Below are 11,999 nucleotides of genomic sequence, written 5' to 3' on the forward strand. Positions count from 1 at the left end.
ACCCGTCCGCCGCTCGACGCCTGGAAGCAAGCTTCCATCGTTTCCGCTCGACTTGCATGTGTTAGGCCTGCCGCCAGCGTTCAATCTGAGCCATGATCAAACTCTTCAGTTCAAATCATCGTGATCCTTGCCCTTCCGAAGAAGGAAGCGGATCAATCTTGGCTCAAGGGTCAAACGTCTCGTTGACGAGTCGCTTGCCTTGATGATCAGTGACTGCTCACTGCCTCATCGACAAGCGCCCACATGAATTACCTGATCGATTGTTAAAGAGCGGCTCCGGGCTCTTGTAAAGAGGGGAGCGTCCCGCTGCTGCCGTCGACCGTGCCGTCAGCGCCTAGCGAGGAAGGCGTATTCTACGTGATCGGCGCCGGCTGTCAAGAGCGTTCGCCTCGCTCAGCGGCCCATCCACGTCAGTGACGAACGCCGCGCCATGCCGGCAAAAAACTCCGCCGCATCAAGCGCTTCCGTCACTCTCCACCGCTGGCAACGTGACCCGTCGCCGGCAGCGGATGCGTACTTTACGGGCAACCCGCGCATGACGCAAGAGGTGTGTGTAGAAAAAGTTCAGGAGCTAGGGCCTTCAAGGAGCCGGAGGCATGCGCTTAAGCTTGCGCGTCACCGCCAGCACGGGACCGGAGGTGACATAGGTACCAAACAGTGCCAGCAACATCACCGAAGGCTGCACCGAGATAACCACGAAAGCGAGCACGATCGCCAGCAGGACCACGAACGGCACAGGGCCCTTCAGGTCCAGATCTTTGAAGCTGTAGTAGCGGATGTTGCTGACCATCAGCACGCCAGCCGCACCCACGATGAGCAGCATCAACAGCTTGAAGCCCAGCGCTTCGGCATCGAAGCTGTGGAATGTCCAGACGCAAGCCGCAACCAGCGCTGCAGCCGAGGGACTCGGCAAACCGATGAACCAGCGCTTGTCGACGCTGCCGATCTGCACGTTGAAGCGCGCCAGGCGCAAGGCCGCACAGGCCACGTACAGGAAGGCCACCACCCAACCGGTCTTGCCGATGTCTTGCAATATCCAGGTGAAGGCCACCAGAGCCGGCGCCACCCCGAAGGAGAGCATGTCCGACAGACTGTCGTACTCGGCACCAAAAGCACTCTGGGTGTTGGTCAAGCGCGCCACACGGCCATCCAGGCCATCGAGCACCATGGCGATGAAGATGGCGACGGCAGCGGCGGTAAAGTCGCCGTTGATGCCCGCTACTACGGCAAAGAAGCCGGCAAAAAGCGCCGAGGTGGTGAAGAGGTTGGGCAGCAGATAGATCCCTTTGCGTCGAACTTTGCGCCCATCTTCGATGGATTCTTCGATCACCTCCGTCTCACGCAGGAAGGCGGCCGCCAGATCCTCATCTTCATGTGGCGCCGACTCCCGCGACGCCCCGCCTTCGGGGCGCTGGCTCTCCTGTTCGGTATTGCGGGAATCCTGACTCATACTTGTCGCCCATAGCCGCGAATGAAGAATGTCATTCTTGCACGCTACCGTAGGTGCGAAAAGACATGGCGCCGTCACGGAAAACGCCGAGGGCGCGGAAAACCGCGCCCTCGGCAGCGAGCAGCTCCTGAAGAATCAGTTCTTGCTCTTGTCGACCAGCTGGTTGGCAGCGATCCATGGCATCATGCCGCGCAGCTTGGCACCGACCTGTTCGATCTCGTGCTCGGCGTTGAGGCGGCGGCGCGCTGTCATGGAAGGATAGTTGGTGTTGCCTTCCTGGATGAACATCTTGGCGTATTCGCCGGTCTGTATACGCTTCAGCGCATTGCGCATCGCCTCGCGAGACTGCTCATTGATCACCTCAGGGCCCGTGACGTACTCACCGTACTCCGCATTGTTGGAGATGGAGTAGTTCATGTTGGCAATGCCGCCTTCGTACATCAGGTCGACGATCAGCTTCAGCTCGTGCAGGCACTCGAAGTAGGCCATCTCGGGCGCATAGCCAGCTTCGGTCAGGGTCTCGAACCCAGCCTTGACCAGCTCCACGGCACCACCACAAAGCACGGTCTGTTCGCCGAAGAGATCGGTCTCGGTCTCGTCCTTGAAGGTGGTCTCGATGATACCACTACGCCCGCCACCGATGGCCGCTGCATAAGAGAGCGCAAGCTCCTTCGCCTTTCCGGAAGCGTCCTGCTGGATGGCGATCAGGTCAGGAATGCCACCGCCGCGAACGAACTCGGAGCGTACGGTATGACCCGGTGCCTTGGGAGCGACCATGATCACATCGAGGTCGGCGCGCGGTTCGACCTGGTTGTAGTGGATGTTGAAGCCGTGGGCGAAGGCCAGGGTCGCCCCCTGCTTGAGGTTGGGCTCGACCTGATTCTCGTAGATCGCCTTCTGGTTCTCGTCCGGCGCCAGGATCATCACCACGTCGGCACTCTGGCAGGCGGCTTCGACGGAAGCGACCTTGAGGCCGGCAGCCTCGGCCTTGGCGGCAGAGGAAGAGCCTTCGCGAAGGGCGACGGTAACGTCGACGCCCGATTCCTTGAGGTTGTTGGCATGGGCATGGCCCTGAGAGCCATAACCTACGATGGTGACCTGCTTGCCCTGAATGAGGGAGAGGTCGCAGTCCTTGTCATAGTAGACGCGCATGGGAGTGCTCCTGAAATCGAAGATGGAATATCGTGTCCGCGTTGATGGCCACCCGCACCGTCTATCGCAGTGCTGGGAGTCGGTCATCCGTTGCGAACAACCTTACGCCAGAGCCTCCGTTGCGTAAAACGCGATGTTTGCAACACCACATGTCAGATTATGCAATACTAGACGGCATGGACATGCGCCCCCTCAGGCACTTTCTGGCTCTCGCCGATGCGTTGCACTTCGGCCGTGCCAGCGAAACCTGTCACGTCAGCCCCTCAACGCTCTCTCGTTCGATTCGTCAGCTCGAGACCAGCGTCGGCGTCCCCCTCTTCGAGCGCGACAATCGCCACGTTTCGCTGACCCGCCACGGCGAGGCCTTCCAACGATTCGCCCGAGAGACCCTGGCTCAGTGGGAGGCACTGCGCCTGTCGCTCATGAGCGAGGCGCAACAGCTCGTCGGCGAAATAAGCATCTATTGCTCGGTGACCGCCAGCTATAGCTTCCTCTACGCGTTGCTCAGCGACTTCCGCGGTCGCCACCCGGGCATCGAACTCAAGCTGCACACCGGCGATCCGGCCGAGGCGATGAACCGCGTGCTGGCCGGCGACGAGGACATGGCGATCACGCCGCGCCCACGCCAGGCGCCTGAAGCGCTAGCGTTCAAGTCGCTGACCCGCTCGCCGCTGGTGTTCATCGCCCCTCATGAAGCTCACGACTGGATTCCCGCCACCCCGGAGATGCCACGTATCGAGCAGTGGCGCACGGTACCGATGATCCTCTCCGAGGCGGGGCTGTCGCGCGAGTATGCCGACACCTGGTTCCGCGCGCTAGGCATTGCGCCACGGATCTACGCCCAGGTCGCCGGCCACGAAGCCATCGTCAGCATGGTAGGGCTCGGCTTCGGCATCGGCGTGGTGCCAAAGATCGTGCTGGACAATAGCCCGCTGGTGGAACGGGTGCGGGTGTTGCCGGTCAAGCCCGAGCTGCCCCACTACGACGTCGGCCTGTGCGTGCAGGAGCGGCGCCTGAAAAGCCCACTGATACAGGCGCTGTGGGACGAAGTGGCAGAGCGTTGAGGTGCAAAAAAGCCGCCCCGAAGGGCGGCCTGTCAGGTCATATCAGACGTATCAATCACAGGGACAGCACTTTGTCTCCCCGCGCGATCCCCGACACCCCGGTACGCGCCACCTCGAGAATACCCACCGGCGCCATGGCCTGCAGGAAGGCATCGAGTTTGCCGGCATCCCCGGTGATCTGCACCGTGTAGAGACTCGGCGAGACGTCGACGATCTGCGCGCGGAAGATGTCCACCGTGCGTTTGACCTCGTCGCGGGCCGCCCCCAGGGCCTTGACCTTCACCAGCATCAGCTCTCGCTCGATGTGGTTGCCCTCGGTGAGATCGACCAGCTTGACCACGTCGATCAGCTTGTTGAGGTGCTTGGTGATCTGTTCGATCACCCGGTCGTCCCCCACCGTGGTCACGGTCAGGCGAGACAGGGTCTCGTCCTCGGTGGGCGCGACGTTCAGCGTCTCGATGTTGAAGTTGCGCTGCGAGAAGAGCCCCACCACGCGTGACAGGGCGCCCGGTTCGTTTTCCATCAGAATCGAGATGATATGGCGCATCAGGTCCGCTCCGTCTTGGAAAGCAGCATGTCACGCATGGAGCCCAGGGGCACCTGCATCGGATAGACGTGCTCGCGCGGATCGACGATGACATCCAGAAACACCAGCTCGTCCTTGTCGGCCAGGGTGCGCTCGAGCGCCTCCCCCAGTTGCTCCTTGGTCTCCACCCGCAGTGCCGTGAAACCGTAGGCCTCGATCAACTTGGCGAAATCGGGTAACGATTCCATGTAGGAGTGGGCGTGGCGAGACTTGTAGTTGAGATCCTGCCACTGGCGCACCATACCCAGCGAGGCGTTGTTGAGGTTGATGATCTTCACCCCGCCGCCGAACTGCTTACAGGTCGACAGCTCCTGCATCATCATCTGGAAGCTGCCCTCTCCGGTGATGCAGATCACCTGCTCCTCGGGGAAGTTCTGCTTGATGCCCATGGCCGCCGGGAAGCCGAAACCCATGGTGCCAAGCCCCCCGGAGGTAATGAAGCGGTTGGGCTTGTCGAACTTGTAGTACTGGGCTGCGAACATCTGATGCTGGCCCACGTCAGTGGTCACGTACGCCTCGCCGCGCGTTGCCTCGCACAGCGCCTCGACCACTTCTTGAGGCTTGAGCGCTTCGCCGGCCTTCGAGGGCTCGTAGAGCTTGCCGTGGCGCTCGTCACGCCAGCCGTCGATCGTCTGCCACCACTCGGCGAGCGCTTCGGGATGGGCGATCTCTTGTCCTTGGACCAAGCTGATCATCTCGCTGATCACACTGCCCGCCGGCCCCACGATGGGAACGTCGGCACGCACCGTCTTGGAGACGGAGCTGGGGTCGATGTCCACATGGATGATTTTCGCGGTGGGACAAAACTTGGAGGTATTGTTGGTGACCCGGTCGTCGAAGCGCGCGCCGATGGCCACGATCAGGTCGGCATGGTGCATGGCCATGTTCGACTCGAAGGAGCCGTGCATGCCCAGCCAGCCCAGGCACTGGCGGTCACTCTGCGGATAGGCGCCGATGCCCATCAGGGTGGTGGTAATGGGAAAGCCCAGCCGCTTGACCAGGTCGGTCAGCCCCTCGCTGGCCCGGCCGGTAACCACACCGCCGCCAGTGTAGAACACCGGCCGCTTGGCCTTGAGCATCAGCTCCACGGCCTTCTTGATCTGCCCGGTATGGCCCCGCGCCACCGGATTGTAGGAGCGCATCTTGACCTTTTTCGGGTAGACGTATTCGTAACGCTCGGTAGGAGCGGTCATGTCCTTGGGAATATCCACAACGACCGGGCCCGGACGTCCGGTTGCCGCCAGATAGTAGGCCTTCTTGAGGACATCGGGAATCTCGGACGGGTGGCGGATCGAGAAGCTGTGTTTCACGATGGGCCGGGTCACGCCGATGATGTCGGTTTCCTGGAAGGCGTCGTCACCGATCAGGTGGCTCATCACCTGACCGCACAGCACAACCATGGGAATCGAGTCCATGTAGGCAGTGGCGATGCCGGTGACGGCATTGGTAGCGCCCGGGCCGGACGTCACCAACACGGTGCCAGGCTTGCCTGAGGCACGCGCGTAGCCATCGGCGGCATGGGTGGCGGCCTGCTCGTGGCGTACCAGGATGTGTTTGACCTTGTCCTGGCGAAACAGCGCATCATAGATGTGCAGCGCCGCCCCACCGGGATAGCCATAGATGTATTCGACGCCCTCGTCCTGGAGGAATCGGGCGATCATGTCTGCGCCGGAAAGCAGTTCCACGGATGTTTCTCCCCTGGAGGTCTCGAGTGCGATCCGTGCTCCTTGTACGGAACACGGGGTCAAGTGCGGCGGTACGCCGCTGCCGGCCAAGCCGGCACCTGATGCCAAACCCTGGCTTGATGGGCCCTGTTGGGGCCTGCACTCTCATTCGGGAACGCCGATTCACAGCGACATTAATCGGCAGTTCCCTTTCACGGCGGATCGCCGCGTCGGGGCGTTGGCCGTCGCCGGTGGTTGACCGACGGCGGAAGTCCTTCGGCGGGTAGAGGCCAGCCGGCCTACCCTTCGCGCGGCAAGGGGGGATCGCCCGCTGGTGGCCGCGCCCGCGTATCAGGAAAGGTCAAGATTCCATTAGCGCGGCAAGAGTGTCAACCGTAGTGGGTCGTTCGCTAGACCAACACGCCTGCCACGACAAGGATGCGCCACGAAAAAAACCGCCGGCCGGGAACGGCTGGCGGGCAAGGGGGGTTACAGGACGCAACCTGATGATAAGTCTAGTCCGCATTCGGCGGCACGCCCGGCGATACACGTAACAGCTTGTGAACGACGGTGCGCCTCAGGCAGTCCGGAAGACCAGGCGCCCCTCCTCCGCGTCCACGCGAATGACATCGCCCGGCGAGAACTTGCCGGCCAGCAGATCCTGGGCCAGCGGATTCTCGATGCGACTCTGGATCGCCCGCTTGAGTGGACGGGCGCCGAACACCGGATCGAAGCCGACCACGGCGAGCTGCGCCAGCGCTTCGCTGGATACCTCGAGCGACAGCTCATGCTCGGCGAGCCGTGAGCGCAACCGGTCGAGCTGTATCTCGGCAATGGCCTGAATCTGCTCCTGATCCAGCGCATGGAAGACCACCACTTCGTCGATCCGGTTGATCAGCTCGGGGCGGAAGTGATTGCCCACCACCTCCATCACCGCGCTCTTCATCTGCTCGTAGTCGGCATCATCGCCGCCCAGGCGCTGGATGATGTCCGACCCCATGTTGGAAGTCATCACGATCACGGTGTTGCGGAAATCCACCGTGCGCCCCTGACCATCGGTGAGCCGGCCATCCTCGAGCACCTGCAGCAGAATGTTGAAAACGTCGGCATGGGCCTTCTCCACCTCGTCGAGCAGCAACACCGAATAGGGCTTGCGACGCACCGCCTCGGTCAGGTAGCCGCCCTCTTCGTAACCGACATAGCCGGGAGGCGCACCGATCAGGCGTGCCACGGAGTGCTTCTCCATGAACTCCGACATGTCGATGCGCACCATGGCTTCCTCAGTGTCGAAGAGGAAGTTCGCCAGCGATTTGCACAGTTCCGTCTTGCCCACCCCGGTCGGGCCGAGGAACAGGAAGGAGCCGTTGGGGCGATTGGGGTCGGCCAGCCCGGCCCGCGACCGGCGCACGGCGTTGGCCACCGCGGTCACCGCCTCGTCCTGGCCGATCACCCGCTCATGCAGCGCCTCCTCCATGCGCAACAGCTTGTCACGCTCGCCTTCGAGCATCTTCGCCACCGGGATGCCAGTCCAGCGCGACACCACCTCGGCAATTTCCTCTTCGGTGACGTTGGAGCGCAACAGCTTATGCTGCGACGTGTCCGCTTCGGCGGCACTGCTTTCGGCGATCTTCTTCTCGAGGTCGGGAATCACTCCGTATTGCAGCTCGGACATGCGCCCCAGGTCGCCCTGGCGACGGGCCTGCTCCAGCTCCACGCGAGCGCGGTCGAGCTCGTCCTTGAACTGAGCGGCACCCTGGATGCTTGCTTTCTCGGCTTTCCATATCTCGTCCAGGTCGGCATACTCGCGCTCGAGTTCCTCGATCTGCCCTTCCAGACTCTCGAGACGCTTCTTCGAGGCGTCGTCGGTCTCCTTCCTGAGGTGCTCGCGCTCCATCTTGAGCTGAATCAGCCGGCGATCGAGACGATCCATCGCCTCGGGCTTGGAATCGAGCTCCATGCGAATGCGCGAACACGCCTCATCGACCAGGTCGATAGCCTTGTCGGGCAGTTGGCGGTCGGTGATGTAACGATGGGACAGCTTGGCCGCAGCGATGATGGCACCATCGGTGATGTCGACGCCATGATGCACCTCGTAGCGCTCCTTGAGGCCGCGCAGGATCGCCACGGTGTCCTCCTCGGTGGGTTCGTCCACCAGGACCTTCTGGAAGCGCCGCTCCAGCGCTGCATCCTTCTCGATGTGCTGGCGATACTCGTCGAGGGTGGTGGCACCAACGCAGTGCAGCTCGCCACGAGCCAGTGCCGGTTTGAGCATGTTGCCGGCATCCATGGCGCCCTCGGCCTTACCGGCACCGACCATGGTATGCAGCTCATCGATGAACAGGATCACCCGGCCCTCCTCCTGGGCCAGCTCCTTCAGCACGGCCTTGAGGCGCTCCTCGAATTCACCACGGTACTTGGCGCCGGCCAGCAGCGCGCCCATATCCAGCGACAGCACGCGCTTGTCCTTGAGCCCCTCGGGTACCTCGCCGTCGACGATGCGGCTTGCCAGCCCCTCGACGATGGCGGTCTTGCCCACCCCGGGCTCACCGATCAGCACCGGGTTGTTCTTGGTACGCCGCTGCAACACCTGAATGGTGCGGCGGATCTCGTCGTCACGACCGATGACCGGATCCAGCTTGCCCTGCTCGGCACGCTCGGTGAGATCCAGGGTGTATTTTTCCAGCGCCTCGCGGGACTCCTCGGCGTTGGGATCATCGACCTTCTCGCCACCGCGTACGCTATCGATGGCGCCTTCCAGCGCCTGGCGAGTCACGCCGGCCTGCTTCAGCAGCTTGCTGACGGCATGACTCATTTCCAGCGCGGCGAGCAGCACCAGTTCGCTGGCGATATACTGATCGCCGCGCTTCTGAGCCTCACGGTCTGTGAGGTTGAACAACTTGCCCAGATCGCGGGACGGCTGCACTTCACCGTCGAACTGGCCCACCCGGGGCAGGTCGTCCAGGTGGCTCGCCAAGCCATCTCGCAAATGTGCAGCGTTGCCGCCGGCCTTCTGCACCAGCGCCTTCACACCGGTATCGCTGGCATCGAGTAACGCCAGCAGCAAATGGCCCGGCTCGAGCTGATTATGGCCGCGACCCACGGCCAGCGACTGAGCCTCGGCTATGGCGTTCTGCAGCTTGGCGGTGAACTTGTCGAATCGCATCAATCCTTCCTCCATACGGGGTAACGGCGCGGTCGGACGCGCCGCGTTGCCCTATCAAATCGCATTGCTCATTCAATGGAGTCGGATCGTGCGGCTTTCAAGTCGAAAGCCGGGAGGCGGGGTAGGACACGTTGACGCAGATCAAGGGCTGCGAGCTGCGGGCTGCGGGCTGCGGGCTGCGGGCTGCGGGCTGCGGGCTGCGGGCTGCGGGCAGTAGTTTGGCTAGACGCTCGAAGCCCGGTGCTAGCGCAGCCAGATCACGTTGGCCATGCGCCCGGTCTTGCCGTCGTCGCGGCGATGGGAATAGAAGCGCGACTCGCACGCCGTGCAGAAGTGGCCACCCGCGATGTGCGACACCCCCAGGCGCTCGAGGCGCAGGCGCGCCAACTTGTAAAGGTCGGCCATATAGTGGCCCAGCCGATAAGGGCTGGGGTCGAACGCCGCCGCCGCTTCGGGATGCACGCCGACGAAGGCCTGCTGTACCTCCGGCCCCACCTCGAACTGGGCATTGGAGATCGCCGGCCCCAGCCAGGCGAGCAGCTCCTCGGGCGGGGTGGCCAGCGCTGCTACCGTGGCTTCCATCACGCCACCGGCCAACCCCCGCCAGCCGGCGTGGGCCACCGCCACGCGCGAGCCGTCGCGGTCGCAGAAAAAGACCGGTAGACAATCGGCCGTGAGCACGACGCAGGCATGACCGCGGTCGAAAGCCACCGACGCGTCTGCCTCCGGCACGCCGTCGGTATAGCTCGGCTGCACCCGGGCACCGTGCACCTGCCTAAGCCACAACAGCGGCCGCTCGTCGTCGAGCTCGTTGCCGATCAGCCGCCGGCACAGCGCCACATGGGCCGGATTGTCACCCACCCCATCGGACGGGTTGAAGCAGGCAAACTCGCCCTGACTGGGCCCGGTCTCGCGAGTGGTGACGAAGGCGCCGACGCTGGCCGGTGCCGGCCAATCGGGGGTGATGAGAGTCGGCTCGAGATGGGGCGCATCGCTCATGTCATGGTCTCGGCATCGTCATGGAGAGCATCGATCAGCAGTAGCAGATCATCGGGCAGAGGGGTGCGCAGCGTCATGCGCCTGCCACTCACGGGATGATCGAAGGCCAGCTTCCGGGCATGCAATGCCTGGCGCGGGAATTCGCGAAGCAGGACCTTCAGGCTCTCATCGGCTCCAGCGGGGAGTTTCAGGCGCCCACCATAAACGGGGTCGCCCACGAGCGGAAAACGCTGGTGGGCCATGTGCACACGGATCTGATGAGTACGTCCCGTTTCCAGCCGGCAGCGTACGTGGGTGTGGCCGCGGAAGCGTTCCACCACGCGATAGTGCGTCACTGCCGGCTTGCCGGTGACGTGCACGGCCTGACGCTTGCGGTCACGCGGATGCCGACCGATGGGCGCATCCACGCTGCCTCCGGCCGTCATCACGCCAGTAACCACCGCATCATACTCCCGCGACACGCTGCGCGCCTGAAGCTGCTCGACCAGGGCGGTCTGGGCGGCGAGCGTCTTGGCCACCACCATCAGGCCGGTGGTGTCCTTGTCCAGGCGGTGCACGATACCCGCTCGCGGCACGCTACCCAGCGCCGGACAGTGGTGCAGCAGGGCATTGAGCAGGGTGCCGTCGGGATTGCCGGCAGCAGGATGCACCACCAGTCCCGCGGGCTTGTCGACCACCAACACGGCGTCATCCTCGAAGACCACCGACAGGGGAATCGCCTCCGGCTCGAAGCGGGCATCATCCTCTAGCTCCGCCACCAGTAGCAGCCACTCGCCGCCGGCCAGCTTTTCCTTGGGTTTGGCGAGGCGACCGTCGACGGTCAGCGCACCGCCCTTGATCCAGCCTTTGAGCCGCTCGCGGGAGTGGTCGGCGAACAACTCGGCCGCCGCCTGGTCCAGGCGACTCCCCGCCAGGGCATCGGGCACGCGGTGCTGGGCTTCCAGTGTCTGGGGCATGGCGAACAATCGTTGCAGCACCGAGGACTGCGTTTTCACGCAAGGTGCTTTATAGTGGATGGGTTCCGGTCGATTCTACCATGGCCGACACAGGATGTTTGACACGAGGATCACGATGCGCGCTTTCCCCATCGCCACCCGCCTTGCAGCTCTCCTGATGGCCTCTACTCTGCTGGCCGGCTGCGCCAGCAATGGCTCGTCGGAAGAGCAGAACGACGAGTTTGCCGGTGTTGCCGAACGCGAACTCTACGAAGAAGCCCGTGATGCCCTCGAAGATGGCCGTTACACCACGGCCATCTCTCGCCTCGAGGCCATCGACACGCGCTACCCCTTCGGGGCCCATGCCGAACAGGCACAGCTCGAGCTGATCTATGCCTACTACGAAACCGGCGACTGGGAAGCCACCCGCGCGGCGGCGAATCGCTTCATTCGCCTGCATCCCCGTCATGCACGGGCCGACTATGCCCTCTACCTGCGCGGCCTTGCCGCCTGGCAAGCCGGTCGCTTCAGCCTCGAACGCCTGCGCCTGATCGACATTTCCAAACGCGACCTGGGCGCCTCCCGTGACGCCTACTCCGATTTCCGCGAGCTGGTCAGCCGCTATCCAGACAGCGAATACGCGCCGGACGCCGAACAGCGCATCGTCTACCTGCGTAACGTGCTGGCCCGTCACGAGCTGCACGTCGCCGACTTCTACCTGCGCAAGGGCGCTTTCCTCGCCGCCGTGGAGCGCGGTCGCTGGGTGATCGAGAAATTCCCCGAGGCCGAAGCCACGCGCGATGCCCTGGCGGTGATGGTCGAAGGCTACCTGGGCCTCGACATGCGCGACCGAGCCCGCGAAGTACTCGACGTGTTGATCGACAACGCCCCTCGGCACGAACGGCTGCGCGGCCGCACCTTCGAGCCCAAACACGTCGACGGCGACTCGCTCTCGGCCTGACGCGGGCTGCGGGCTGCGGAAAAGC

Annotated in this window: 9 protein-coding genes and 1 rRNA gene; 2 read left to right on the plus strand and 8 right to left on the minus strand. The window is 63.4% G+C overall.

The annotated features are described in order from the left end of the window. The 3 genes from GFD32_RS15825 to ilvC all read right to left on the minus strand — a co-directional run. Nucleotides 1-112: ribosomal RNA gene (locus GFD32_RS15825) — 16S ribosomal RNA — on the minus strand; the annotation flags it as partial. Nucleotides 113-580: 468 nt separating this feature from the next. Continuing rightward, entirely contained in the window at nucleotides 581-1,450 is an 870-nt protein-coding gene (pssA, locus tag GFD32_RS15830) for a CDP-diacylglycerol--serine O-phosphatidyltransferase (protein ID WP_163577573.1), read from the minus strand. Between the two features lie 135 nt (nucleotides 1,451-1,585). Further along, the gene (ilvC, locus tag GFD32_RS15835; RefSeq protein ID WP_163577574.1) at nucleotides 1,586-2,602 is read right to left on the minus strand and encodes a ketol-acid reductoisomerase; all 1,017 of its coding nucleotides are present in this window, start codon (nucleotides 2,600-2,602) and stop codon (nucleotides 1,586-1,588) included. Nucleotides 2,603-2,778: 176 nt separating this feature from the next. On the opposite strand from ilvC, the gene ilvY reads away from it, so the two are divergent. Next, a complete protein-coding gene (gene ilvY, locus GFD32_RS15840; protein WP_163577575.1) occupies nucleotides 2,779-3,666 on the plus strand; it encodes an HTH-type transcriptional activator IlvY in 888 nt (295 codons plus the stop codon). A gap of 55 nt (nucleotides 3,667-3,721) precedes the next feature. On the opposite strand, the gene ilvN is transcribed toward ilvY, so the two are convergent. From ilvN to rluD, 5 genes are all read right to left on the minus strand, one after another. Further along, nucleotides 3,722-4,213: an acetolactate synthase small subunit gene (gene ilvN / locus GFD32_RS15845; RefSeq protein WP_089687343.1), complete on the minus strand. Its 492-nt coding sequence runs from the start codon at nucleotides 4,211-4,213 to the stop codon at nucleotides 3,722-3,724. Next, on the minus strand, nucleotides 4,213-5,937 hold the full coding sequence (locus GFD32_RS15850; RefSeq protein WP_163577576.1) for an acetolactate synthase 3 large subunit: 1,725 nt from the start codon (nucleotides 5,935-5,937) through the stop codon (nucleotides 4,213-4,215). The genes ilvN and GFD32_RS15850 overlap by 1 nt, the downstream gene beginning before the upstream one ends. A 556-nt stretch (nucleotides 5,938-6,493) precedes the next feature. Further along, the gene (clpB, locus tag GFD32_RS15855; RefSeq protein WP_163577577.1) at nucleotides 6,494-9,079 is read right to left on the minus strand and encodes an ATP-dependent chaperone ClpB; all 2,586 of its coding nucleotides are present in this window, start codon (nucleotides 9,077-9,079) and stop codon (nucleotides 6,494-6,496) included. 243 nt (nucleotides 9,080-9,322) lie between these two features. After that, nucleotides 9,323-10,078 carry a peptidoglycan editing factor PgeF gene (pgeF, locus tag GFD32_RS15860; protein ID WP_163577578.1) on the minus strand — a complete coding sequence of 252 codons (756 nt, stop codon included), beginning with the start codon at nucleotides 10,076-10,078 and terminating at the stop codon, nucleotides 9,323-9,325. Beyond that, nucleotides 10,075-11,034 (minus strand): 23S rRNA pseudouridine(1911/1915/1917) synthase RluD, encoded by a 960-nt coding sequence (gene rluD / locus GFD32_RS15865; protein ID WP_163577579.1) that lies wholly within the window; start codon nucleotides 11,032-11,034, stop codon nucleotides 10,075-10,077. The genes pgeF and rluD overlap by 4 nt, the downstream gene beginning before the upstream one ends. A 115-nt stretch (nucleotides 11,035-11,149) precedes the next feature. Between rluD and GFD32_RS15870 the strand changes: the two genes are divergently transcribed. Continuing rightward, the gene (locus GFD32_RS15870) at nucleotides 11,150-11,974 is read left to right on the plus strand and encodes an outer membrane protein assembly factor BamD (RefSeq protein ID WP_163577580.1); all 825 of its coding nucleotides are present in this window, start codon (nucleotides 11,150-11,152) and stop codon (nucleotides 11,972-11,974) included. The last annotated feature ends 25 nt before the right edge of the window (nucleotides 11,975-11,999 follow it).

This window comes from Halomonas faecis (assembly GCF_010993975.1).
Taxonomy (GTDB): Bacteria; Pseudomonadota; Gammaproteobacteria; order Pseudomonadales; family Halomonadaceae; genus Halomonas; species Halomonas faecis.